The sequence below is a fragment of the Streptomyces sp. NBRC 109706 genome (genome assembly GCF_000974485.1).
Taxonomy (GTDB): Bacteria; Actinomycetota; Actinomycetes; order Streptomycetales; family Streptomycetaceae; genus Streptomyces.
The window spans coordinates 425,187-449,813 of the sequence record NZ_BBOM01000006.1; the positions used below are offsets into that span (position 1 = coordinate 425,187).

General features: G+C 68.8%; 20 protein-coding genes. 9 read left to right on the forward strand and 11 right to left on the reverse strand.

Translation table 11 applies throughout. The annotated features are described in order from the left end of the window. Positions 1-29: 29 nt before the first annotated feature. Both dnaN and dnaA read right to left on the reverse strand, forming a co-directional pair. A complete protein-coding gene (dnaN, locus tag AOM46_RS12170) occupies positions 30-1,160 on the reverse strand; it encodes a DNA polymerase III subunit beta (protein ID WP_062209717.1) in 1,131 nt (376 codons plus the stop codon). 905 nt (positions 1,161-2,065) lie between these two features. Further along, positions 2,066-3,835, reverse strand: a complete 1,770-nt coding sequence (gene dnaA, locus AOM46_RS12175) for a chromosomal replication initiator protein DnaA (RefSeq protein WP_062209720.1) — start codon at positions 3,833-3,835, stop codon at positions 2,066-2,068. 384 nt (positions 3,836-4,219) lie between these two features. On the opposite strand from dnaA, the gene rpmH reads away from it, so the two are divergent. The 8 genes from rpmH to AOM46_RS12205 all read left to right on the forward strand — a co-directional run bounded on the left by rpmH (position 4,220) and on the right by AOM46_RS12205 (position 10,007). Beyond that, positions 4,220-4,357 (forward strand): 50S ribosomal protein L34, encoded by a 138-nt coding sequence (gene rpmH / locus AOM46_RS12180; protein ID WP_062209723.1) that lies wholly within the window; start codon positions 4,220-4,222, stop codon positions 4,355-4,357. 23 nt (positions 4,358-4,380) lie between these two features. Further along, the gene (gene rnpA, locus AOM46_RS31930) at positions 4,381-4,749 is read left to right on the forward strand and encodes a ribonuclease P protein component (RefSeq protein WP_078856738.1); all 369 of its coding nucleotides are present in this window, start codon (positions 4,381-4,383) and stop codon (positions 4,747-4,749) included. Further along, positions 4,746-5,060: a membrane protein insertion efficiency factor YidD gene (yidD, locus tag AOM46_RS31935; protein WP_078856739.1), complete on the forward strand. Its 315-nt coding sequence runs from the start codon at positions 4,746-4,748 to the stop codon at positions 5,058-5,060. The genes rnpA and yidD overlap by 4 nt, the downstream gene beginning before the upstream one ends. Positions 5,061-5,072: 12 nt before the next feature. After that, complete coding sequence (gene yidC, locus AOM46_RS12185) at positions 5,073-6,242, forward strand: membrane protein insertase YidC (protein WP_062210743.1); 1,170 nt, start codon at positions 5,073-5,075, stop codon at positions 6,240-6,242. 15 nt (positions 6,243-6,257) lie between these two features. Then, positions 6,258-6,767, forward strand: a complete 510-nt coding sequence (locus AOM46_RS12190) for a R3H domain-containing nucleic acid-binding protein (protein ID WP_062209726.1) — start codon at positions 6,258-6,260, stop codon at positions 6,765-6,767. After that, positions 6,764-7,495: a 16S rRNA (guanine(527)-N(7))-methyltransferase RsmG gene (rsmG, locus tag AOM46_RS12195; RefSeq protein ID WP_062209727.1), complete on the forward strand. Its 732-nt coding sequence runs from the start codon at positions 6,764-6,766 to the stop codon at positions 7,493-7,495. The genes AOM46_RS12190 and rsmG overlap by 4 nt, the downstream gene beginning before the upstream one ends. 308 nt (positions 7,496-7,803) lie before the next feature. Beyond that, positions 7,804-8,865 (forward strand): ParA family protein, encoded by a 1,062-nt coding sequence (locus AOM46_RS12200; RefSeq protein WP_078856740.1) that lies wholly within the window; start codon positions 7,804-7,806, stop codon positions 8,863-8,865. Further along, complete coding sequence (locus tag AOM46_RS12205) at positions 8,862-10,007, forward strand: ParB/RepB/Spo0J family partition protein (RefSeq protein ID WP_062209732.1); 1,146 nt, start codon at positions 8,862-8,864, stop codon at positions 10,005-10,007. Before AOM46_RS12200 ends, AOM46_RS12205 begins: the two co-directional genes overlap by 4 nt. A gap of 95 nt (positions 10,008-10,102) precedes the next feature. On the opposite strand, the gene trxA is transcribed toward AOM46_RS12205, so the two are convergent. From trxA to AOM46_RS12240, 7 genes are all read right to left on the reverse strand, one after another. Then, positions 10,103-10,432 (reverse strand): thioredoxin, encoded by a 330-nt coding sequence (trxA, locus tag AOM46_RS12210; protein WP_062209735.1) that lies wholly within the window; start codon positions 10,430-10,432, stop codon positions 10,103-10,105. A gap of 62 nt (positions 10,433-10,494) precedes the next feature. After that, a complete protein-coding gene (trxB, locus tag AOM46_RS12215) occupies positions 10,495-11,463 on the reverse strand; it encodes a thioredoxin-disulfide reductase (protein ID WP_062209738.1) in 969 nt (322 codons plus the stop codon). 164 nt (positions 11,464-11,627) lie between these two features. Continuing rightward, entirely contained in the window at positions 11,628-12,524 is an 897-nt protein-coding gene (locus AOM46_RS12220) for an anti-sigma factor (RefSeq protein WP_062209741.1), read from the reverse strand. After that, the gene (gene sigM / locus AOM46_RS12225) at positions 12,517-13,218 is read right to left on the reverse strand and encodes an RNA polymerase sigma factor SigM (protein WP_199823960.1); all 702 of its coding nucleotides are present in this window, start codon (positions 13,216-13,218) and stop codon (positions 12,517-12,519) included. Before sigM ends, AOM46_RS12220 begins: the two co-directional genes overlap by 8 nt. A gap of 58 nt (positions 13,219-13,276) precedes the next feature. Next, positions 13,277-15,037 (reverse strand): protein kinase family protein, encoded by a 1,761-nt coding sequence (locus tag AOM46_RS12230; RefSeq protein WP_107080052.1) that lies wholly within the window; start codon positions 15,035-15,037, stop codon positions 13,277-13,279. Between the two features lie 141 nt (positions 15,038-15,178). Continuing rightward, positions 15,179-17,671 carry a murein biosynthesis integral membrane protein MurJ gene (gene murJ / locus AOM46_RS12235; protein ID WP_062209744.1) on the reverse strand — a complete coding sequence of 831 codons (2,493 nt, stop codon included), beginning with the start codon at positions 17,669-17,671 and terminating at the stop codon, positions 15,179-15,181. A 38-nt stretch (positions 17,672-17,709) separates the two neighbouring features. Further along, positions 17,710-20,010, reverse strand: coding sequence for a DUF6049 family protein (locus AOM46_RS12240; RefSeq protein ID WP_370592690.1), 2,301 nt, complete (start codon positions 20,008-20,010; stop codon positions 17,710-17,712). Between the two features lie 146 nt (positions 20,011-20,156). Here AOM46_RS12240 and AOM46_RS12245 point away from each other — a divergent pair, with 146 nt between their 5' ends. Beyond that, positions 20,157-21,653, forward strand: a complete 1,497-nt coding sequence (locus AOM46_RS12245; protein ID WP_062209750.1) for a CCA tRNA nucleotidyltransferase — start codon at positions 20,157-20,159, stop codon at positions 21,651-21,653. A gap of 54 nt (positions 21,654-21,707) precedes the next feature. Here the strand turns inward: AOM46_RS12245 and AOM46_RS12250 are convergent, their stop codons facing one another. Together AOM46_RS12250 and AOM46_RS12255 are read right to left on the reverse strand one after the other, a co-directional pair. Beyond that, entirely contained in the window at positions 21,708-23,033 is a 1,326-nt protein-coding gene (locus AOM46_RS12250; protein ID WP_062209753.1) for an MFS transporter, read from the reverse strand. Continuing rightward, entirely contained in the window at positions 23,023-24,561 is a 1,539-nt protein-coding gene (locus tag AOM46_RS12255) for a glycosyltransferase family 87 protein (protein WP_062209755.1), read from the reverse strand. The genes AOM46_RS12250 and AOM46_RS12255 overlap by 11 nt, the downstream gene beginning before the upstream one ends. Between the last annotated feature and the right edge of the window lie 66 nt (positions 24,562-24,627).

Here is a 24,627-nt window from a genome sequence, read left to right on the forward strand (position 1 = left end):
CTACCGAGCCCCACGCCGGGGAAGGCCGCTCAGCCGCTCAGCCGCACCGGCATGATCAGGTACTTGTAGGTCTCGTCCGCCTCCGCGTCCACCGCCGGGCGGCCGCTCAGCAGCGCCGGCTTGGTCGAGGTGGTGAAGGAGAGCTGGGCCACCGGGGAGTCGATCGCGCTCAGCCCCTCCAGCAGGAAGCCGGGGTTGAAGGCGATGGAGATGTCGTCGCCCTCCAGCTGGGCGTCCACCCGCTCCACAGCCTGTGCGTCGTCGCTCGACCCCGCCTCCAGGATCAGCACGCCCTGCTCGAAGTTGAGCCGGACCGGGGTGTTCCGCTCGGCGACCAGCGCGACCCGCTTGACGGCCTCGACGAAGGGGGCCGTCTCGATCACCGCGACCGAGTTGAACTCGGTGGGGAAGAGCGTGCGGTACTTCGGCAGATCGCCCTCCAGCAGCCGCGTGGTGGTGCGCCGGCCGGCCCCCTCGAAGCCGATCAGCCCCTCGCCGGCGCCGGCTCCCGAGAGCGCCAGGGAGACCGTGTCGCCGCCGCTGAGGGACTTCGCCGTGTCCAGCAGCGTCTTGGCGGGCACCAGGGCCACCGAGGACACGTCGGCGACCTCGGGCTTCCACAGGAACTCCCGGACCGCGAACCGATAGCGGTCGGTGGAGGCGAGCGTGACCACATCGCCCTCGATCTCCACCCGCACACCCGTGAGCACCGGGAGGGTGTCGTCCCGACCGGCGGCGATGGCCACCTGGGAGACGGCGGAGGCGAACACCTCGGCCGACACCGTGCCGGTGGCCGTCGGCATCTGCGGCAGCGAGGGGTACTCCTCCACAGGCAGTGTGTGGAGCGTGAAGCGCGAGGAGCCACAGACCACGGTGACCCGCACCCCGTCCGACGAGATCTCGACCGGACGGTTGGGCAACGAGCGGCAGATGTCGGCCAGCAGGCGCCCGGAGACGAGCACCGTGCCCTCGTCCTCGACCTCCACCTCGACGGAAACCCGCGCGGACACCTCGTAGTCGAAGCCGGAGAGGCTCAACGCCCCTTCCTCGGCCTTCAGCAGCAGTCCCGCGAGAACCGGCACCGGAGGTCGGGCCGGCAGGCTGCGGGCGGCCCACGCCACCGCCTCCGCGAGCACATCGCGTTCCACCCGGATCTTCACTTCAGCCGCCTCCCGCTGTTGCTGGCCGCCCGTCCCTGCCGGCTGCCTGTTGGGCCACCAGTCTGACTCACGGCACTGACAGTAGGTGCTCCGGCGAGTCAAATCGAGGCGCGCTGGGTAGATCGTCGCCGGGCCAGTTGTGCACAGCCCCCACTTCGAATCGAGTCTCCCGGCTTATATCCGTAGTCGTAGTAGTAGGGCCTGTGGAAACGGTGGATAACTCCGAATCCCCTGGTCAGACCCCGTTTTTTGTACACAGGCCCTGTGGGCGGAGCGGTGGATGAACCAGCCCTCCCTGTGGACAGAGCCCGGCTGTCCACAGCCCATCCCCAGGTGACCCCGAGTTACCCACAGGTTCGTCCCCAGATTTCGGAGAGTTCTCAACAGGCTACGAGGCGCTTCGCTGTGACCTGATTCACTCGTCTCGGTGAGACGGCGCGTTATGTTGCCGAACAGTGGATAAACCTGTGGATTGCCTGTGTACAACTCCCCCTTTCCTGTGGGTATCTGGTCCTGAGCGGTGGACAACGTGATCACGGCGCTTCGGCCTGCGATGGTTGTCCACAGGCTGTGGATCATCGGTTTCCACACATCCACAGGCACTTGACCTGCGGAGTTCGTCTCCGAGGCGCCAGCCTGTGGACACGATTCTGGACGACACGCCAACCTCACAGGGTGTGGACAGTCACAACTCGCCCAACCTGTGGGAAACATGGTGGGCCACGTCGCTAATCGAACAGCCCCGCCGGCCCCGGCCACGGGCTGCCGGGCCGTGGCCGAGGCCGGGGGCGGGTGTTGGGCATGGCGAAGGGCGCGCGAAGGAGGCGCGAACCCGGATACGCGGGCGCCTGAGGGCATACGGGGGCGCGAGCAACCCTCCGGGAGGCCGTCGGACTGCGCGCCTGTCAGCCGTTCTTGATGCGGTTGGTGAGTTCGGTGACCTGGTTGTAGATGGAGCGCCGCTCCGCCATCAGCGCCCGGATCTTGCGGTCCGCGTGCATCACGGTGGTGTGGTCACGCCCGCCGAAGTGCTGACCGATCTTGGGCAGCGACAGATCGGTCAGCTCCCGACAGAGATACATCGCGATCTGCCGGGCGGTGACCAGGATCCGACTGCGCGACGAGCCGGCCAGGTCCTCGATGGTCAGGCCGAAGTAGTCGGCCACCGCGGAGGTGATGGCGTCGGCGGTGATCTCGGGGGTGGCGTCCTCGCCGCCGGGGATCAGATCCTTCAGGACGATCTCGGTCAGGCCCAGGTCGACCGGCTGCCGGTTGAGGCTCGCGAACGCGGTGACCCGGATCAGCGCGCCCTCCAACTCCCTGATGTTGCGGGAGATCCGGGAGGCGATGAACTCCAGCACCTCGGGAGGCGCGTTCAACTGCTCCTGCACGGCCTTCTTCCGCAGGATGGCGATCCTGGTCTCCAGCTCGGGCGGCTGGACGTCGGTGATCAGACCCCACTCGAAGCGGTTCCGCAGCCGGTCCTCCAGCGTGATCAGCTGCTTGGGCGGCCGGTCGGAGGAGAGGACGATCTGCTTGTTGGCGTTGTGCAGGGTGTTGAAGGTGTGGAAGAACTCCTCCTGCGTCGACTCCTTGCTGGCGAGGAACTGGACGTCGTCCACCAGCAGGATGTCCATGTCGCGGTACCGCTTCCGGAAGGCGTCCGCCTTGCCGTCGCGGATGGAGTTGATGAACTCGTTGGTGAACTCCTCGGAGCTCACGTAACGCACCCGGGTCCCCGGGTAGAGGCTTCGGGCGTAGTGCCCGATCGCGTGCAGCAGATGGGTCTTGCCGAGCCCCGACTCGCCATAGATGAAGAGCGGGTTGTACGCCTTGGCCGGCGCCTCGGCGACGGCCACCGCGGCGGCGTGCGCGAAGCGGTTGGACGCGCCGATCACAAAGGTGTCGAAGAGGTACTTGGGGTTCAGCCGAGCGGTCGGCTCGCCGGGCCCGGCCGCCGGCGCCGGCTGCGCGGCGAGCGGCCCCGGGGCACCGCCCGAGGCGTTGGGCTGGCCCCCCGGTTCGTAGCGCCCGTAGCGCTGGTCCGGGTAGCGCCGCTCGCCGGCGTACTGCTGTTCGGCATAGGCCTGCTCGGCGTACCGCTGGTCCTGGAAGGACGGCTCGGAGTACGTCTGCTCGCCATAGCGCCGCTCGCCGTACTGCTGTTCTCCGTAGGACGACTCATATCCCTCGGGCCGGCCGTAGGACGAGTAGTCGCCGCGCGGCTGACGCCACTGCGGGCTCTCCTGGCGCGGGATCTGGTGCCGCTCGGGGTAGGCGGGGCGGGCGTCGGGCAGCTCGGGAGCGCCGGCGCGATCACGGTAGCCGTCCTCGCCGTAACCCTCGTCCGCCGGCGGCTCGGGCCGCGCCGGCGGCTGCTCGGGGGCGGCGGGCGCGGCCTCCGGCGGCGGCGCCGTCACGGTGATCGCGAGCCGGACCGGCTGGCCGCACTCCCGGCTGAGCGCCTCGCTGATCAACGGGGCGAGGCGTCCCTCCAGCACGTTCTTGGCGTACTCGTTGGGCACGCCCAACAGGGCGGTGCCGGAGACCAGGGCCAGCGGTTGGCAGTCCTGGAGCCAGCGCTGGTCCTTGGACTCCAGCCGCTGACCGTCGGAGAGCATGGCTGTAAGAGCCCGAGGCCAGACCGCTGCGAGGTCTGCTGGTAGATCAGCCACGAGGCACGCTCTCTCACTCGCAGGGGTGGCGCTGGCGTTGGCGGGCACCCGTGGGTGTGACGCCTTGGGCGATCGGGAAAGATTCCGAGTTCAGCCACGTTAGTCAGCGCGAGGCGCGCGCATCAAGTCGTTGTCCACAGCCTGTGTACAGGGGTGCGCCCTCCGAGTTTGACCTGTGGGTCGCGTCGCGCGTACCGTTGCCAGGTCGAGTTGTCGATGGCTGCTGCCGCCTGCCTCCGATGGCCCGCCTCCGATACAAGAGGTGTTGAGCGGCTGACTCGGGCGTTGCGCTGCCCTCGCGGGCGCACGGTGACAGCCAGCGACGGTCCACAAGCTGTCTCGGCCTAGTCGTGCCGGAACACCGAAGATCTCTGGAGTCCCCGAGTGAGCAAGCGCACCTTCCAGCCGAACAACCGGCGCAGGGCCAAGACCCACGGCTTCCGGCTGCGGATGCGGACCCGTGCCGGCCGTGCCATCGTCGCCAACCGCCGCGCCAAGGGCCGCGCCCGCCTGTCCGCCTGAGTCACTGACCACAGGTCCATGCGGTGCTGCCCCCCGAGAACCGGCTGAGGCGGCGAGAGGACTTCGCGACCGCGATGCGCCGGGGGCGCAGGGCCGGACGCCCGCACCTCGTCGTCCATCTGCACGGTGGAACGGACCCGCACGTGGCGGAGGAGAGCGCTCCTCCGCCACGTGCGGGTTTCGTCGTAAGCAAAGCCATCGGGAATTCGGTCGTCCGGCATCGGGTGCAGCGTCGGCTACGTCACCTGATGCGTGCGCGGTTGTCGGTTTTGCCCGCCGGTAGCCTGGTGGTAGTGCGGGCCCTGCCCGGCGTGGAGAGTGCCGCGTCCGATCAGCTGGCTCGGGAGCTCGACGCCGCGCTGGAGCGGCTGCTGGGAGGGGTACGCGCATGAAGTACCCGCTGCTGCTGCTGATCAAGCTGTATCAGTGGACGATCAGCCCGCTGCTCGGCCCAGTCTGTCGTTACTATCCGTCGTGTTCACACTACGGATACGGCGCCATCGATCGGCATGGTGCGCTCAAGGGCACGGCATTGACGGCCTGGCGCATCCTGCGCTGCAACCCCTGGTCGCCCGGTGGGGTGGATCACGTTCCCCCGCGCAAGCGCCCGGTCTGGCACCAGTCGCTCCGAGACCGACTGCGGCACCGGTCTCTCCATCCTGCCTCGCCCGGGGGTGCCCCCAACAATGCCCAAGGAGCCTGATCCGTGGACACGATCAATTCGATCCTCAGTCCTCTCTATATCGCCGTTTCGTGGATCGTCGTCCAGTTCCACAGCCTCTACAGTCTGGTCTTCGACGAGGACAGCGGTTGGGCCTGGGGTCTGTCGATCTTCTCCCTGGTGGTGGTGATCCGGATCGCCCTGATCCCGCTCTTTGTGAAGCAGATCAAGGCGACCCGGAACATGCAGGCGTTGCAGCCCCGGATGAAGAAGATCCAGGAGCGCTACAAGAACGACCGGCAGCGTCAGTCCGAAGAGATGATGAAGCTGTACAAGGAGACGGGTACCAACCCCCTTGCCAGCTGTCTTCCCATCCTCGCGCAGTCGCCGTTCTTCATCGCCCTCTTCCAGGTGCTGAACCACATCGCCAGCAACAAGAAGGTCGGTGTCCTCAACGCGGAGCAGGTCACCAGCGCCCGCGAGGCGACGATCTTCGGGGCCCCGATCGCCAGCCGCTTCATGGACGGCGCCACCAAGCTGGCCGAGTTCGGCGCGACGCAGGCCAACGTCCGCACCGTCACCATCATCATGATCGTGCTGATGTCGGCGTCGCAGTTCTACACCCAGCGCCAGCTGATGACGAAGAACGTCGACCTCACGGTCAAGACGCCGTTTATGAACCAGCAGAAGATGTTGATGTACATCTTCCCGATCATGTTCGCCGTCTTCGGTGTCAACTTCCCGGTCGGCGTGCTGATCTACTGGCTGACCACCAACGTCTGGTCGCTGGGTCAGCAGATGTATGTGATCACCCGCAACCCCACTCCGGGCAGCCTGGCGTACCAGCAGCGGCAGGAGCGGCTTCGCAAGAAGGGCAAGCTGGAGGAGGAGGCCCCCGCCCCCGACCTCAAGAAGACCGGCGAGGCCGCCAGGGCCAGCCGTAACCAGCCCAAGCGGCAGACCAAGGCCAAGCGCCAGTCCGGCGGTCAGCAGCCCACTTCCGCGAACCGCGAGAAGCCCGGTTCGCCGAAGCTTGAGAAGCCTGCCTCGCCGAACCTGGAGAAGCCCGGGCAGAACGGGAACGCGTCGTCGAACGGGAACGCGTCGGCCTCGGGCAAGGCTCAGTCCTCCGGCAAGGGCCAGCCGCAGAAGAAGCAGCGAGGGCAGCAGGCCAGGAAGTCCTCGTCGGGTAAGCCCAAGCCGTCCGCCAAGAGCAAGAAGTAAGAAGGAGCCTCACCCGTGACGGACACCACCTCAACCGCCGCCCCCGAGGAGACCGACGATCTGACCCGCCTGGAGCAGGAGGGGGAGATCGCGGCCGACTACCTGGAGGGGCTTCTCGATATCGCCGATCTGGACGGCGATATCGATATGGACGTGGAGGGTGACCGGGCGGCGGTGTCGATCATCTCCGACGCTCCGTCTCGTGATCTTCAGAAGCTGGTGGGGCGCGACGGCGAGGTGCTGGAGGCGATCCAGGAGCTGACCCGGCTCGCGGTGCATCGGGAGACGGGCGAGCGCAGCCGGCTGATGCTGGACATCTCCGGGTTCCGCGCCCGCAAGCGGGAGAAGCTGACCACCCTGGGCACCGAGACCGCCCAGCAGGTGAAGGAGTCAGGCGAGCCGGTGAAGCTGCAGCCGATGACGCCCTTCGAGCGCAAGGTCGTGCACGACGCGGTGGCGGCGGCGGGCCTGCGCAGCGAATCCGAGGGTGAGGAGCCGCAGCGCCGCGTGGTCGTCCTGCCGTGAGCCAGGACACCACGCCGGTATCGGCGTTGCCCGAGCCGCCGGAGGCGGCCCACAAGGTGTTCGGCGAGCGCCTGGCGGACGCGGTGCGCTACGCGGAACTGCTCGCCGATGTGGGGGTCAGGCGAGGGCTGATCGGCCCTCGTGAGGTGCCCCGGCTCTGGGAGCGGCATCTGCTGAACTGCGCCGTCCTCTCAGAGGTGGTGCCCGAGGACGTCACCGTCTGCGATGTGGGCTCCGGCGCCGGGCTGCCGGGCATTCCCCTCGCTCTGGTGCGACCGGATCTGCGGATCACCCTGCTGGAACCGCTGTTGCGGCGCACCAACTTCCTCCAGGAGGTCGCCGAACTGCTGGGCCTGGAGCAGATGTCCATCGTCCGCGGCCGGGCGGAGGAGGTCCTTTCCACCTTCACTCCGGTGCATGTGGTCACGGCCCGTGCGGTGGCCCCGCTGGACCGGCTGGCGGGATGGGGCGTTCCCCTGCTGCGTCCCTATGGGGAGATGCTGGCCATCAAGGGTGAGACCGCGGAGCAGGAGCTCAAGGCATCCCGTGGCGCGCTGGCCAAGCTGGGCGTGGTGGGCACCTCCGTGCTCCAGGCGGGAGTCGACATCGTGGACCCGCCGTCCACGGTGGTCCGTGTGGAGGTGGGCGAGAGCCCGGGGGGCGTGCGCTTCGCCGCCAAGCGGGCCAAGGCCGCCCGCAGAGGAACGGGCCGGCGACAGCGTCGCTGAGACCGTTTCGGTACCCCTGAATATCGGAGCCCGCCCCCTTGGGGCGGGCTCTGTTCGTCCGAAGCGACGTTAAACGGACCCAATATCTCCGAGGCGGAGTGTCCTGCCCTCTGCTGAGGGTTGCCGTGGGCATCGTGTTTCACGTGAAACGCCGCTCGCTGCTCCAGGGAATCATCAGCCGCGGGCGCGCGACCGCCGAGCCGCGCGCCCGTCGTCCTCGATCTTCACCCCAAAGTGGGTCGCCGGTATCCACAGAGGGCCCGTCATCCACAGGTAGCTGGTCCTCGCTGGTTCATGACCCCAAGAACATGGCAGTCTTTGACTCCAAAGAGGCTGTGCGTGTCGAGGAGAGTGAACCATTGCGGTCCGACGCCAACACTGCTGGGCCGACGGCCGATCCGGTCCCGGGGCCCCGCTCCCAATCGGCTGACGGTCCCGGCGGTGCCGTTGACATGGGGACCAGTGCGCCGCCACCGGCCGAGGGCGCCCCGGTAGCCCGGGCGGCGCAGCAGGCCATCGCCGCCATGCACCGCACCAGCGGCGCTCTTCCCAGGCCGGCCCAAACGCGCATCATGGTCGTTGCCAACCAGAAGGGCGGTGTCGGGAAGACCACCACCACGGTCAATCTCGCCGCCTCGCTGGCGCTCCATGGGGCACGGGTGCTGGTCATCGATCTCGATCCCCAGGGCAACGCGTCGACGGCGCTGGGGATCGATCACCACGCCGAAGTTCCCTCGATCTACGACGTGTTGGTGGAGAGCAAGCCGCTGTCCGATGTGGTCCAACCCGTCAGGGATGTGGAGGGGCTGTTCTGCGCTCCCGCGACCATCGACCTCGCGGGCGCCGAGATCGAGTTGGTGTCCCTGGTCGCCAGGGAGAGCCGGCTGCAACGAGCCATCAGCGCCTATGAGCAGCCGCTGGACTATGTGCTGATCGACTGCCCCCCTTCGCTGGGACTGCTCACGGTCAACGCCCTGGTGGCCGGCGCCGAGGTGGTCATTCCGATCCAGTGTGAGTACTACGCGCTGGAGGGCCTGGGACAGCTGCTGCGCAATGTCGAGTTGGTGCGCGGCCATCTGAACCCCGGGCTCCATGTCTCCACCATCTTGCTGACGATGTACGACGGGCGTACTCGCCTCGCCTCGCAGGTGGCCGAGGAGGTGCGGACGCACTTCGGGAGCGAGGTGCTCCGCACCAATATCCCGCGGTCCGTTCGGATCTCGGAGGCGCCCAGCTATGGACAGACCGTCCTCACCTATGACCCGGGCTCCAGTGGTTCGCTGTCCTACCTGGAGGCAGCCCGGGAGATCGCGCTTCGCGGCGCGATCCCGCAGCAGGAACAGCACAACCCGGTGGAGGGGCCTCAGTGAGTGAGCGACGTAGAGGGCTGGGCCGAGGACTGGGCGCACTGATCCCAGCCGCGCCCAAGAGTTCCGATGACGCGGCGAGCGGGGCGGAGCAGTCCGCCTCGGTCTCGCCCAGCTCGGTACCCCTGTTGACGGCCGATCGGGGCATCGCCGTTCCCCCTTCGACCGGTGCGCAGCAGCCGAGAGACGGTGAGCGGCGGGTATCCCTGGGCCCCGTCAAGCAGGATCTTCCGTCCGTCCAGGAGGTGGCGGGGGCGCATTTCGCGGAGCTGCCGCTGAGCGAGATCACCCCCAACCCCCGGCAGCCGCGTGAGGTCTTCGACGAGGACGCACTGACGGAGCTGGTCACCTCCATCAAGGAGGTGGGCCTGCTCCAGCCGGTGGTGGTACGCCAGTTGGGATCCGGCCGGTACGAGCTGATCATGGGCGAGCGCCGCTGGCGTGCCTGTGGGCAGGCGGGTCTGGAGACCATCCCGGCGATTGTGCGTGCCACCGAAGACGACAAGATGCTGCTGGACGCGCTGCTGGAGAACCTGCATCGGGCCCAGCTGAACCCGCTGGAGGAGGCCGCCGCCTACGACCAGCTGTTGCGGGACTTCAAGTGCACCCATGACGAGCTGGCCGATCGCATCGGTCGCTCGCGCCCTCAGGTCTCCAACACCTTGCGGCTGCTTCGGCTCTCCCCCGCCGTCCAGCGTCGAGTGGCGGCGGGTGTTCTCTCCGCCGGCCATGCCCGGGCGTTGCTCTCGGTCGAGGATCCGGAGGAGCAGAGCAAATTGGCCCACCGCATCGTCGCCGAAGGGCTGTCGGTGCGGGCGGTGGAGGAGATCGTCACCCTCCAGGGTTCGTCCACCAGTAAGAAGAGTGCGCGAGCCAGGGGCCCCAGGGCGGGCGCTCGGATCGCGCCGGCTCTGGACACACTGGCCACCCGGCTCTCCGATCGGTTCGAGACCCGGGTGAAGGTCGACCTCGGCCAGAAGAAGGGCAAGATCGTCGTTGAGTTCGCCTCGATAGACGATCTGGAGCGGATCCTGGGGCAGTTGGCCCCCGGCGAGGGGCCGGTCCTGGACCAGCGGACGGCGCCGGAGGAGCCGGCCACCACCCCGGCCGTCGAGTCCTCGACCGCCGAAGCCGAGGAGAGCTGAGCGTCCGCAACGGACCGAGCGGGTCCCAGAACAGACGGAGGGCCGCTGGCGTTTCACGTGAAACGCCAGCGGCCCTCCGTCTGTTGTTATGGGGTTCAGCCGATGAACTCGCTGAGGTCCCGCTCGATGGCGGCCTTCGGCTTGGCGCCGACGATGGTCTTCACGACATCGCCGCCCTGGTAGACGTTCATCGTCGGGATGGAGAGGATGCCGTACTTGGCGGCCGTCGCCGGGTTCTCGTCGATGTTGAGCTTGACGACGGTGAGCTTCTCCGTGTGCTCGGCGGCAATGGCCTCCAGCGCCGGGGCGACCTGGCGGCACGGGCCACACCACTCCGCCCAGAAGTCGACCAGAACAGGCTTGTCGCTCCGAAGGACCTTCTCCTCGAAGTCGGCGTCGGTGGCGGTCACGGTGGCACCAGCCATGATGCTTCTCCTTTGAACGGGGTAGGGCAGACCTTGCGGTCGATGGGGAGTGGAAGCGGCGGTCAGACCTTGGCTTCCGAGGTGACGGATGCGGCATCGGCCAGGGCCGCGAGGTACCTTTCGGCATCCAGGGCTGCGGAGCAGCCGGTGCCTGCCGCGGTGATCGCCTGCCGGTAGGTGTGGTCGACCACATCGCCCGCGGCGAAGACTCCGGGAACATTGGTGCGCGTGCTGGGGGAGTCCACAGAAATGTAGCCCTCCTCGTCCAAGTCCAGCACACCCTTGAACAGTTCGACGCGCGGGTCGTGCCCGATGGCCACGAACAGCCCGGTCAGCGGAAGCTCGGACTTCTCATCGGACTTGGTGTTCCGTACGACAAGTCCGGAGAGCTTGCCATCCGTTCCCTGGATCTCCGCGACTTCGCTGTCCCAGAGGAACGAGATCTTCGGGTCGGCGAAGGCGCGCTCCTGCATGGCCTTGGAAGCGCGCAGGGTGTCGCGTCGGTGAATCACCGTGACGGACCGCGCGAACCGGCTGAGGAAGGTGGCCTCTTCCATGGCGGTGTCCCCGCCACCGATCACGGCGATGTCCTGCTCACGGAAGAAGAAACCGTCGCAGGTGGCGCAGTAGGAGACTCCACGTCCGGAGAGCTCGTCCTCCTGGGGCAACCCGAGCTTGCGGTGCTGGGAGCCGGTGGTGACGATGATGGCCTTGGCGCGGTGGATCGCTCCGGCGGTGTCCGTGACGGTCTTGATCTCGCCGCTCAGATCCACCGCGGTGACATCGTCCGGGATCAGCTCGGCGCCGAAGCGCTCGGCCTGAGCGCGCATGTTGTCCATCAGGTCGGGACCCATGATCCCTTCCTGGAAACCAGGGAAGTTCTCGACTTCGGTCGTGTTCATCAGGGCGCCGCCCGCGGTGACCGCCCCTTCGAAGACGAGCGGGTTGAGTGAGGCGCGTGCGGTGTAGAGCGCGGCGGTATAGCCCGCAGGTCCGGAGCCGATGATGATCACGTTGCGGACGTCGCTCACGGGGAATCTTCCTTGTCTGGCGGTCTCTCACCCGGGGGCCCTGGCTGAGCCCTCAGTGCCTTAACGGTTCCCAGGGTCCCAGACATTCCCAGCCCGATGCTCTGCCCGGGCCCCTTCGTCTGGATCAGGCGCCGCCGTCCGGGTGTCTCATCCGCGCAGTGGCCCTACTCTTCGAGGGCGTAGCTCTCCTCAAGCAGGATCTCCCCGATGACCGGCGGGGTGGCGGAGACGCAGGCGGCATCCACCACATAGGCGGTCACCAACTCGGGGTCCTCGGTGTGCGGGAGCACCACAAGATAGGCGTTGACGCCGTTGTAGTCCTCCTCGTTGACGGCGAGCGGCGCCTCGGAGCGGCCGATCGCCTCATCCACACAGGTGGGCACGGCCGACAGGGGCCGGTAGCTCTCCGGCGCGGCTCCCTCGGTCACGCTCTCCGTCGGCTCCTCGGTGGGCTCTACGGGCGGCGGGGGCGGAGTGGGTTGGGAGTCCTGCTCGTCGGACTCCTCCTCCGGGGCGCTTTCCTCGGCGCTGGGTGTGTCGGCCGCCGGGGACTCCGCGAGCAGTTCCCTGACCTGTCCCTCCAGCGATTCCACCGGCAGCTCGGGGAATTCGTCCCGTGCCTCCAACGCGCCGCCGGCATCCGCGTTGGACATATCCGCGTCGGCGCCACCATCGGCGGAGCCCAGCACCTGGATCAGTGCGCTGCCCATTCCGACCGCCAATACCGCACCGGCCGCGGCGAGTGCCATCTTGTGGGACGCCAGGCGACGCGGCCGCGGTGTTTCACGTGAAACGGAGACCGTGAGCGCGGGGGCAGGGGCGGGGGCAGGAGCGGACTCGTTCGCGAGAGCGGCATCGATCCGCAGCGCGATGTCCTCCGGAATGGGGCCCGGGTTGGTGTCGTCCCGCAGAGCCTCACGAAGCTCGACAAGATCGGCCAGCACGCCGGTGCAACGATCGCAGTCGGTGAGATGCGCGCGCAGTTCTGCGGCTTCGGGCGCCGGCAGCAGGTCCTCGTCCAGCGCGGCGATCTCGGCAGGCTCCGGATGTGTCTCAGTCATGCGTGCCCACCTCCTCGTCGGTGGCGCTGGATGCGCTGGATGCTCCCCTGTCTCTGGGAGGTGGGACGGATGGACGTGAATTCTGGTTCCTTGGCGCTTCTCGCTCCGAGGCCTTGGGATGGAGATGCCGGAGAAGAGGCAACAGCCGAGCCCTTCCCCGGGCGCAGCGGCTCTTGATGGTGCCCACCGGTGTCTCCAGGATGCGAGCGGCCTCAGCCACGGGATACCCCTGCATGTCGACGAGGACCAGCGCGGCACGTTGTTCTACCGGTAGTTCGGCGAGCGCCATATTCAACTGCCTGCGTAGGTCCTGTCGTTCGGCGGGGGCTTCGGCGGACTCATGGGGTTCGAGGAGATCTTCCAACCGTTCCGGTTCCGGCATGGGCGAGGTGCGTCGGCTCTGTGCGCGGCGGACCCGGTCCAGACAGGCGTTGACCGTGATGCGATGCAGCCAGGTGGTGACGGCTGACTGCCCGCGGAACGTGTGGGCCGCTCGGTACGCCGAGACAAAGGCGTCCTGCAGGGCGTCGGCGGCCTCCTCGCGATCTCCGAGCGTGCGCATGGCCACCCGCCAGAGGCGGTCGCGGTGGCGCCGCACCAACTCGGAGAAGGCATCCGGGTCTCCGGCGACATGCTGCTCCAGCAGCTCCTTGTCGCTACCCACGACGGGTTGGCTCGGCGCCTGGTTGCTCACGGCGGAACCTCCCCTCTCCCCCCGACCGGCCGTACCAGTGTGCTGGTGCGCTGGCTGGTTACTCGTTGACGATGATGCTGGTGATGCGCCCACGGTAGTTGCCGTCTTCCCCCTGTGGCAGTTCGGTGAGCCACACCAGGACGAACCGCGTCTCAACCGGTTCCTCGGCCTGCAGGGCGAGGGAGGCACCCACCCCACTGTCCAGGGTGCTGAAGGCATCCGGGTCCGTGGGTGCCGTGGTGGCCTCGGGGGCGGCGGCCCGGAACTCCACCTGGGTCTCGCCGAGCGCCTCCACCCGCAGGGACTCGACCAACTGGGGCTCGCCCAGATCCAGGATCAGCCCGAGTCCCGACTTGAAGCCGCCGAAGGACGGGCCGTAGTAGTTCTTGGTGTGCCAGAAGCTCTCCGGGTCACCGTCGATCGCCCGGGGCGCGGCATCCGGGTTCTGTCCGGGGCCATAGGGGTCGAACTCGGTGATGGTGTCGATCTCGACCGAGGCCGGGGGCGCCGGAGGCTCCTCCTCCTCGCCCTGGGAGCTGGGCGGCGGCGCCGCCTCCGGCGGGTTGTCTCCCTTGAGCAGAGCATCGGCGAGCTGCCAGCTCCCCAACCCGAGGGCGGCGATCAGCAGTGCGGAGACGCCCAGCTTCAGCGCGGTGCCCATCCGCCCCGGCAGCGTCGGCGGCGCCGGGCTGCTGGGGGCCAGGGTGCGCGTCATCGCTGCGGGCGGTTGGCCTACGGCCTGCCCCGGACGAGGGTAGGGCGGTGTCTGATGGAAGCGGGTGAGCCCGTTGGGGGTGGGCTCCGGTGGCCGGATACGCGGCAGGGTGGCCAGGGCCTGGCTGAGCTCTTCCGGGGTGGTGAAGGCCGGCTTCTCGCTGGTGGCGGTCGCCCCGTCGTTGACCAGGGCGCGCATGGCCAGCTCCGAGAGCCCTCGATGCACTCCTGCCCTGAGCTGGTCGGGAGCCACCAGAGGCTCCCTGGCGCCCTTGCTGAACTCCGCGATGCCGCTGAGACCGTAGACACCCTTGGGATAGGGCCAGCGTTGGGTGAGCGCGCAGTAGAGCAGCGCGCCGATGGACTCGGTGTCGCTGCGTTGTGGAGCATCCGACTCGATGCCGCGCAGCGCGGCGTCGACGGCGAGCCCGCGCACACGGAACTGGCCGGGACCGGTGCGCAGCACGGTGGCCGGGTTCAGCCGCAGATGGACAAGGCCCTCCCGGTGGGCGGCGGTCATGGCCTCGGAGATCTGGGCGGCCAGTGCATGCGCCTCATGGGGATCGAGCGGAGCCGTGTGCAGCAGGGTGTGCAGGGGCACCGCGTCGGGCAGCCACTCGTGGATCACATAGACCATGCCCTTTTCCTCGACCGCGTCGAGAACCTGGACAAATCTCGGATCGCCGAGCAGCGCGGTGGCTCGTGCCGCGGAGAGCACGGTGGCCGCCCGCTCGTGGTCGGCCGGCAGCACATGGACACCCACCGCGCGGCGCAGCTTCTCGTCGACGGCACGCCAGCTGCTGAACCCGTCCAGTCGGGTGATGCACTCCTCCAACCGGTAGCGGTTGGCGAGTCTGTGGCCGCTGTGCAGCTCGGCCGAGTGGGAGGTGCGCGAGGGACGCTCGCCGCCGTCGGTGCTCCCGGGGCCCTCGGCCTCGTTCTCCGTGGTCTCAGGGCCTCTGCCCTCGGGGCCGGGGGTATCGGTGGCCGTGCCCTCCTCGGACTGCCGCCCCCCCGCGGCCTTCCTGGCGCTCGCCGGATCCTGCGGCGGGCTCGCCGTGCTCCGTTCCGCCACCGTCGCTTCCGCCTCCCCGTTTCGGGCCATCGGTCGTGGACTCTGCCAGATTCATTGTGCCGTTACTCCGCCGCCCTGCACGACATGTGAGAACACCGGGAGGTTGTACGGCGGGTGTTCGAACGGTGCGATATCAGACGTCCTCGCCCATCCGGCGCGCTTCGCGTCTCATCAGCGTCCGAGCCGGCCGCGAATCATCCCCACCAGAACCGTCATCTCCTGCACGCGCATGCGGCGGGCCGCCACATAGAAGACCGCCAGCAGCAGCAGCGAGCCCACCGTGACCGCGGCCAGGGAGCCCAGCAGGCCCTCCCCCAGGGCGTTGAGCACGCCCATGCCGGCGAGTCCGCCGACCGCCGCCGCGGGGATACAGGCTCCGCAGAGGCGGATATAGGTGCGCACCACGCGGGCGCCGTCGAGGTCGGTCCGCATGCGCTGCCGGAGCCGTCGCCAGGCCACCAGCACGCCCAGGGCATAGGCGATGCCGTAGCCGAAGGCGATGCCGGCGACCACCCAGCGGTCGGGCAGCAGGAGGAAGCTCAGCGTCGAGAGAACGATCCAGGCGAGGGAGACGGCGACCGTGTTGAAGAACGGGGTCTTGGTGTCCTCGTAGGCGTAGAAGGCCCGCAGCACGACGTACTGCGCGGAGTAGGGGATCAGCCCGAGGCTGAACGCCATGAGGATGTAGCCGAAGGAACGGGCGGTATCGATCCCTGCGGAGCCGAAGAGCATGGTGCACATGGGCACGCCCAGCGCCAGGAACATGAAGCTGATGGGCACGATGGCCACCGCCGAGGTGCGCAGACCGTGCGAGAGGTCGTCGCGGACCGCCGCGGTGTCGTTGTCGGCGGCGGAACGGGAGAGCCGGGGCAGTAGCGCCGCCATCACGGAGACCGTGATGATGGCCTGCGGCATCTGCCAGATCAGCAGGGTGCTGTTGTAGGCGGTGAAGCCGGTGCCCGGGTGCCCGGCGTTGCTCGCGTTGTCGCCGGCCCAGGTGGCGAACTGGGTGACGACGATGAGCGCGGCCTGGTTGGCGAGCACGAACATGACGGTCCACTTGGCGAGCCGGGCGGCCTTGCCCAGACCGTGTCCCCGCCAGTCGAAGCGCGGCCGGATGCGGAACCCGGCCGCACGCAGATAGGGGAGCATCGCCCCGGCCTGCACCACCAGCCCGAGCAGGGTGCCGATGCCCAGCAGCCGCACGGCCTCGGGCGTGATCGTGTTGACGTTCATGCTGGAACTGCCCTGGGCGCCGTAGACCCAGAGGAACATCCCGAAGGTGAAGATCACCACGATGTTGTTGAGGACCGGGGTCCACATCATGGCCCCGAAGCGGTCCCGGGCGTTGAGGATCTGCCCCAGCACGGTGTAGACGCCGGTGAAGAAGATGGTGGGCAGGAAGTAGCGGGCGAAGGTGATGGTGAGGTCGTTCGCCGCCGGGTCGCTCGCGAACTTCGCGGTCTGCATCCGGACCAGCAGCGGAGCGGCCAGCATGCCCGCCAGCACCAGGGCGGCCAGGGCCACCATGACCAGGGTCAGCAGTCGGTTGGCATAGGCGTCGCCGCCGTCCTCGTCGTCCTTCATCGCCCGGACCAGCTGGGGGACGAAGACCGAGTTGAGGCCACCGCCGATGATCAGGAAGTAGATCATCGAGGGCAGGGCCCAGGCGACAGTGTAGGTGTCACCGAGCACCGCCGCGCCCAGGGCCGCGACGATCACCAGCTGACGCACGAAGCCGGTGACGCGGGAGACCAGGGTGCCGGCGGCCATTATGGCGCTGGACCGCAGCAGGCTGCTGGCGCGACCGCCACCACTGCCGGTGGCCTCGGGCGCCGGTGAGGGCGCGGCCGCCGGCGCCGGCGCGGCGGCGGGAGGCGTGGGCGGACCGGTGGGCGGTGTCACCGGGGCGGGCTGCCGGGGGTAGGGCTCTGGGTGCCGTGCCTGCGGCGCGGGGCGGCCCGGGGGCGCGGGCTGGGCCGCGCCCGGGTGCTGCTGGTCGCGGAAGAGATAGGCGAAGGCGTCGTCGGGCTGTTGAGCGGGCTGCTGCGGCTGCTGCTGTTGTGGTGCGGGCTGCTGCTGGTGGGGTTGCGGGTACTCTCCCGCGCGTCCCATCAGGCCGTCGATGCCGGTGAACTCGCCTCCGCCGGGGGCCCCTGCGGGCGGCGGGCCTTGATAGGAGCCGTCCGCGCCTCCGCCCCAGCCGGGGTCCTGGTAGTGCTGCCCGGCCGGTTGCTGCTGGTAGTAGCCCGATGGGTCGGAGAGCGGGTCGGGCCCCGGAGGATGGGCGGCCCGATCGTAGAGGGCCTCGCCCACCGGGTCCTGGGCGAGCGGATCGCGGGCGGCGTAGGGATCGTGCCCATAGCTGTCGGCGAGATAGGGGTCGTAGCCGGTGGGCTGCTGGGGCTGGCTGCCGTACGAGCCCGGAAGGCCGTGATCGGCGGCTGGCTGTTGCGGCTGCTGCGGCTGTTGCGGATAGCCGGCGTGCTGGCCGTAACCGGGCGGCCCCTGGTGTGGCCCGTGATGGGGGTCGTGGGCAGGTGGCTGCCGGTGCTGCGGCCCCGGCGGATACTGGTCGGCTTGGCCCGAGGGGTCCTCCGACCAGCCGGACGGGTCGCCGCCATCCGGCGCCTGGCCGCGTTCACGGTCATACGGCGCTTGCATCGCTACCTCACCTTAAGGATCACGGTCCGGACTCCGGCTCACTCGTCGGAGTCCAGCCTCTCACCCCTGGGCGGGGTGCCGGTGTTGACGCCGCTGGTGTCGGCTTCGCTCTCACCCACGGGGGCGTCGTCGTCCGATGCGTCGCGCTCTCTGGCGGCGCGCTTGCGTTGGGTGTACATCCTGATGCCGGCGAGCACCACCAGGAGAAGGCCGCCGGCGATCACCATCAACACCCGGGGGGTGATCGAGGTGACCTTGGCCTGGAAACCCATCGGCTGCCCGAACGCCTTGTTGTCCGAGGTGAAGAGTTGGGCCTCAAGGAAGGTGCGTCCGTTGGCACGGGCGGTGGTGGAGAACTTCACGGTCTGGCTGTGTCCGCCACCGACCGCGATCTCCTGGGTCTCGCCGACCTCAAGGCCCAGCCGGCGGCTGGAGGTCAGCCGCAGCTCCAGGCCCTTGACGTCCTGAACCAGGTTGTTCTCCACGGTGACCGGGATGGTGGCGCTGCGTCCGGAGAGGGTGATCGGGCTCTTCTGGATGATGCGCACCCGACCGGTGAGGTCCTCCAGGCCGTTCTGGACGGCGAAGCGGTACTCGGCGGCCTCCGACTCGTGGCCGCGCCAGGAGGTGGACATCTCGCGCCGGATCGCGTTGCCGAAGGGGGGCTCCACGCGGTCGGGGCTGGTGAGGATGACCTTGAAGTCGTCCAGGGTGCGCTGGGTCTCCCGCATCGTCTGGAACGCGCTCGTCGGCAGTTCCTGCTGCCGGAGCCGCGAGGGGTACTCCTCCTCGCTCGGCACCCGCTGGTTGGCCTCCGGGTCGGGCTGGGCGGAGGCAGCCGAGTCGAGGTCGGCGAAGGTGATCCAGTCCGCGTGCTCCTGAAGCGCGTGGAGCGCGTCCGACATCGCCTGGGCCTGGGCGCTGGTCGGCATGCGCTGCGGGGCGATCAGCAGGCTGCGCGAGGTGTCGGTCTCCTGCTGGGCGATCGAGAAGGTCCCCGCCAACAGCTGCTGGCGGGCCAGCGTCACATTGCTCGTGCGACTCATATCGGCGGTGAAGAGCGTCGACATGACGTCGTCGGCGACCAGCGCGGTGTTGCCGTCGCCGATCGGTCGGGCCGCGCTGGGGGTGTGGGGGAGGGAGTCGTCCCGGAGGCTGTCGCTCCGCGCGATCACATGGTGCGCGCCGGCCGAGGTGGCCACCGCGACGATGGACGGATCGATGGCTCCTTCCACGGGCCAGGCGTAGTCCGTGGTGGGTTGCACGTTGAGCACCGTGTCCACCGTCACCGCGGCGGTCTCGGTCGCGACGGCCAGCTGTCGCAGCGCGCCCTGGACCTCGCGCCCCTGGTGGGCCAGCGAGGCGAGATCCGGGTCGCCGAAGGGAAGCGCGACCACCTCGTCGTCGCGCACCGCCTCCCGGAGGGCGCTCAGCCAGGCCCGGGCCTCCTCCTGCCCGTCGCCGCTGACCAGCTCGTCCCCCTCGTAGACCTGGTACTCCTCGACCATGGCGTCCACCGCGGCCAGCAGATCCGCGTCGATGACCCAGGTGACGGGAAGCTCGGCGCCTAGGGTGACCATCTGGTGGAGCCGGCCGCCGGGGGAGATCTCGTCCAGCAGGGAGCCGTCCCGGAAGGCGGGCGTCTGCTCTTCGTCCGCGCCGGTCTGGGCGGTCAGATGGATGCGGGAGACCAGCGGCCAGAGGACGGTGAGCTTGGTGTCCGTCTCCGGCAGCTCCCCGGAGTTCTGCCAGGGCAGCACGCTGCGGCCGATCCCCAGGATCTGGTCCCACTGGCGGTCCTCGGTCTGTCCGGTCAGCGTGACACCGAGTTGGTAGACGCCGTCGGCGCCCAGTGCGAGGGCGGAGACCGGGACCTCAAGGGAGAAGGTCCGGGACATGCCCGGCTCGATCCGCCCAATGTCCTGGCCATGGCTGAGCACTATGGCGCCATCGCTCTCGCGGGAGAACTCGGTACGGGCCATCGCCTGGTCGATGGCGTTCCGGCTCTCCAGCGGAACGCCCTGGCGGGCCGCGACCGAGCTGTCGAGGATCGCGGTCGCGCCCTCGTTGGTGACGGTGCCCCGCAGCGAGACCGTGTCGTCGGCCTCCGGCACCATGGGTGTCTGCTCCGTGATGGACACCGTGGCGGTAAGGGACTCCGTGCCGACCTCGGGCGTGGGCGCCGCTGCCCCGGCGGTCGCCGGGAAGAGACCGTTGAGCAGTACGGTGGCCAGCATGGCGGCCAGTAGCGCGGCGAGGCGCCGGCCACGGCCCGGGCATGGGCCGGGACGCCGATCCGTACCGCCGCAGGACGACGTAGTCCCCGTCACCTCTGCCACGCGTCAGCCCCGTTCCTCGTCGTGCCCGACCCTCAACGCGCCTTTATGGTAACGATGATCGACGTGCGCGAACGCCAGGGATCAAGGGCTGGGTAGGGCCCCCGGCCACGGTGCGGCCCCGGCCGGGACACGTACCCTGTGCTGTTGTGCCGAACGACAGGAAAGACACCAACGTCCGCCACGCCGCGCCCGAACTGAGCCAGGTGCAGCGGCGCGCAGTGGGCGAGCTGCTGAGGGTCTCCCCCATCGCCGACGATCTCGCCACCCGCTTCGCGCGGGCCGGGTTCACCCTGGCGCTCGTGGGGGGCTCGGTGCGAGACGCGCTCCTCGGGCGGCTCGGCAACGATCTCGACTTCACCACGGACGCGCGCCCCCAGGATGTGCTGCGACTGGTACGTCCCTGGGCCGATGCCGTCTGGGAGGTCGGCATCGCTTTTGGGACCGTGGGATGTCGCAAGAGTGCCCCGGCCGAGGACGGGGCGGGCGATCGTCGCGACTACCAGTTGGAGATCACCACCTACCGTTCCGAGGCATACGACCGGGACTCCCGCAAACCCGAGGTCGTCTACGGCGATTCCCTGGAAGAGGATCTGCGGCGTCGGGACTTCACGGTCAACGCCATGGCCGTCGCCCTGCCGCGCAAGGAGTTCATCGATCCGCACCACGGCCTCTCGGACCTGGCGGAGCGGGTGCTCCGCACGCCCGGCACCCCGGAGGAGTCCTTCTCCGACGATCCGTTGCGGATGCTGCGCGCGGCCCGGTTCGCCGCGCAACTGGACTTCACGGTCGCGGAGCCGGTGCGAGCGGCGATGAAGGAGATGGCCGACCGGATCGACATCGTCTCGGCCGAGCGGGTGCGCGACGAGCTCAGCAAGCTGCTTGTCGCCTCGCAGCCGCGGAAGGGCATCACGCTGCTCGTCGAGACGGGCCTGGCCGACCGGATCCTCCCCGAGGTGCCCGCGCTGCGTCTGGAACGGGACGAGCACCATCGGCACAAGGATGTCTATGAGCACAGCCTGACCGTCCTGGAGCAGGCCATCGACCTGGAGGAGGATGGCCCCGACCTGGTGTTGCGGCTGGCCGCGCTCCTGCATGACATCGGCAAGCCCAAGACGCGGCGCTTCGAGACGGATGGCCGGGTCTCCTTCCATCATCACGAGATCGTCGGCGCCAAACAGACCAAGCAGCGCTTGACCCGGCTCAAGTACCCCAACGAGCTGATCAAGGATGTCTCCCGACTGGTGGAGCTCCATCTCCGCTTCCATGGCTATGGAACGGGCGAGTGGACGGACTCCGCGGTGCGGCGCTATGTGCGGGACGCGGGGCCCCTGCTGAGCCGGCTCCACAAGCTGACCCGTTCCGACTGCACCACCCGGAACAAGCGGAAGGCGCAGGCGCTCTCCCGGGCCTACGACAGCCTGGAGGACCGCATCGAGCGGCTCAAGGAGCAGGAGGAACTCGATGCCATTCGGCCCGATCTCAACGGCAACGACGTGATGGAGATCCTTGGTATCGGCCCCGGCCCCGAGGTGGGGCGCGCCTACCGCTTCCTGTTGGAGATGCGGTTGGAGAGGGGCCCGCTGGAGCGTGAGGAGGCCGTTTCGGCCCTCAAGGACTGGTGGGCCGGCCAAGCCTCGGAGTAACAGGCCGACCCCGTCGTCTCGGCATCGCCTGTCCCGCCCCGATCAGCTCCTGGCTCAGCCGATCCGTTCCACTGTTTCACGTGAAACAGTGGAACGGCGGAGCCGGTGGATCACTGCCGCGGTGAGTGCGTAGAGAGCGGACACCAGGCAGAGCAGGGCGGGGGAACGTCCATCGGCCGGCAGTATCAGGGCCGCCACTCCGGCGGCGCCGACGAAGGCGATGTTGTAGAGCATGTCGTAGAGCGAGAAGACGCGTCCGCGGAACGCGTCGGCGACGGATGACTGCACCACCGTGTCCGTGACGATCTTGGCGCTCTGGGAGACCAGCCCCAACACAAACGCGGCGATCAGCATCGGCACCGGTCGGAACGAGAGCCCCAACGCCGGCACCAGGATCGCGGCCGCAAGCGCGCACCGGATATACCAGCCCAGCCGGCCGACCCGGGCCACCAGCCAGGGGGTTACCAGGGCCGCGACGAAGAAGCCCGCTCCCGAGACGCCCACCGCGATGCCCAGGAGGGCGACTCCTTCGTCGCCGCCCTCGTCCCAGGCATAGCGGCAGAGCATCAACACGGTGACCAGCAGGGCGCCATAGCAGAACCGCATCAGCCCCACGCCCGCAAGGGTCCATGCGGCGGGCGGTCGTTCCCTCAGATGTCGCAGCCCGGCGACCAGACCTCGGCTGGTGGCGATGATGGCGCTGCGGAGGCTCGGTGGAGCGACGGCCTGATCCGGGCCGAGTTGGTCCCGTCCCAGCCGCAGTGCGGACAGTCCGGCGAGGAGGTAGATGCCCGCCGCCAGCAGCAGGGCCAGGGAGTCCTGAACTCCCTGGGAACGTGCGAGCAGTTGCACCGCGAGTGCGCCTCCTCCGCCGGCCGTCGCGGCCAGCGTTCCCGCCGTGGGCGAGAGCGAGTTGGCGATCACCAGTTGCTCGCGTTCCACCACACGTGGCAGCGCGGCCGAGAGGCCGGCGAGCACAAAGCGGTTCACCGCCGTGACCATCAGCGCCGCGAGATAGAAGAGCCAGTCCGGGGCGCCACCCAGGATCAGGGAGCAGGTGGCGATGACCAGCGCACAGCGCAGCAGATTGCCGTGGAAGAGGACCTGGCGTCGGCGCCATCGGTCGAGCAGTACCCCGGCGAAGGGGCCCAGCAGGGAGTAGGGGAGCAGCAGCACCGCCATGGCCGCCGCGATATCGCCGGGGGTCGTCTCCTGCTCCGGGGCGAACACCACATAGGTGGCCAGTCCCACCTGGAAGACGCCATCGGCAAACTGGGAGAGCAGCCGCACGGTCAGCAACCGCTTGAAGCCGGCGCCACGCAGGAGGACGCGCAGGCCGCCGATGACCGAGGGGGTCCCATGCTGTCTTTCAGGTTTCACGTGAAACGTCGTCCGAGCTGTCGGCCGGCCAGGGCTGCTCAGGCCGGAAAGCGGTGGGGTGAGGTGCCGGGGACGCCGGTGGTTTGGCGCCCCAGGCGACATAGGCGGATGGCGTGCTGACGGGCGCCTCCCGGCGCCTGCGGAGGCTGAAGGCATCGGGGGCGCCGTCGAGAACGCCGCCGCCGGGGTCGTCGGAGCCATCTCGTCGGACGATGTCGTACTCGGGGCGCAGCACGTCCCGGGCGACCAGGACGCAGAGGTAGACCGTTCCCAACAGATGGACCACGATGGCGAACTGGTAGCCGCCGACGGAGAGCCCATGATGCTCTTCGCCATGGCGGTAGAGGAGATACATCCAGATGCCGAAGAAGTAGAACACCTCGCATGCCTGCCAGATCAGGAAGTCGCGCCATCGGGGCCGCGCCAGCACCGCCAGCGGGATGAGCCAGAGCACATACTGCGGCGAGTAGACCTTGTTGGTGAGGATGAACAACGCCACGACGAGGAAGGCGAGTTGCGCCAGGCGCGGCCGCCGGGGCGCGGCCAGGGCCAGCGCGGCGATGCCGGCGCAGCCGAGCACCATCATCACGATCGCGTAGTCGTTGACCGACTCCAGGCCGGTATCGCTTCGTTGGGCGATGATCAGCCAGAGAGAACCGACGTCGACCGAGCGCTCCTGGCTGAAGGTGTAGAACTTCGACCAGCCCTCGAAGGCGGGCAGCATCACCGGCAGGTTGACCGCCGACCAGGATGTGGCGGCCGCCGCCGTGGCGGCGCCGAAGGCGCGCCAGCGTCCCGCCCGCCAGCAGAGCAGTAGCAGGGGGCCTAGCAGGAGCACGGGATAGAGCTTGGCCGCCGTCGCCAGGCCGATCAGCACGCCCGCCAGCGCCGGCCGGGAGCGGGACCACATCAGCAGGGCGGCACAGGTGAGGGCACCCGCCAACAGGTCCCAGTTGATGGTGGCGTTCAACGCGAGGGCCGGGGCAAGGGCCACCAACAGACCGTCCCAGGGCCGGTTGCGGTGGATACGGGACACGCAGAGGGCGATCACCAGGGCGCAGACCAGCAGCAGACCGGCGTTGACCAACCAGTAGATCCGCGCCTCGAACTGGGCGCCGCCATTGGGCGTCAGCCAGGAAGCGGCCTGCATGAAGAGTCCGGTGAGCACCGGGTACTCCAGGTACTCCATGCCGTCCGAGAGGGCGTCGGGGATCCTCTCGTAGTAGGGGATCACCCCGTCCGCGAAGCCACGCGAGCCGTACAGATGCGGAATGTCCGAATAACAGGCGTGGCTGTACTGGGTGGTGGCGCCGAAGAACCAACCCTCCTCATAGCAGGGCGCCTTCTGGGCCATCCCCAGGGTGAACATCCCGATCAGCACCAGGGCGACAACTCGGAGCGGGTTGCGACTGCCGCCGGTCGACACCGCCCGGCGGCCCATGGGGCCACCGATCAGTTCGCTGCCGGCGGCGGCCACCTCGTCCTGAGCGGTGGGGTGTACGACCGCTCGCTGGTTGGGATGCGCCATGGGCCCATCCTGCCGCAAGGGCCCACCCCCCGCCGGGGGGTGGGCCCTTGCCTGGCTCTGTTTCTG

What these genes read in the sequence shown, in the direction of transcription:
- yidD (WP_078856739.1), top strand. Translation starts at nt 4,746, where the DNA reads ATGAAGTACCCGCTGCTGCTGCTGATCAAGCTGTATCAGTGGACGATC.
- AOM46_RS12200 (WP_078856740.1), top strand. Translation starts at nt 7,804, where the DNA reads ATGGCAGTCTTTGACTCCAAAGAGGCTGTGCGTGTCGAGGAGAGTGAA.
- trxA (WP_062209735.1), bottom strand. Translation starts at nt 10,432, where the DNA reads ATGGCTGGTGCCACCGTGACCGCCACCGACGCCGACTTCGAGGAGAAG.
- AOM46_RS12220 (WP_062209741.1), bottom strand. Translation starts at nt 12,524, where the DNA reads ATGACTGAGACACATCCGGAGCCTGCCGAGATCGCCGCGCTGGACGAG.
- AOM46_RS12230 (WP_107080052.1), bottom strand. Translation starts at nt 15,037, where the DNA reads ATGGCCCGAAACGGGGAGGCGGAAGCGACGGTGGCGGAACGGAGCACG.
- murJ (WP_062209744.1), bottom strand. Translation starts at nt 17,671, where the DNA reads ATGCAAGCGCCGTATGACCGTGAACGCGGCCAGGCGCCGGATGGCGGC.
- AOM46_RS12255 (WP_062209755.1), bottom strand. Translation starts at nt 24,561, where the DNA reads ATGGCGCATCCCAACCAGCGAGCGGTCGTACACCCCACCGCTCAGGAC.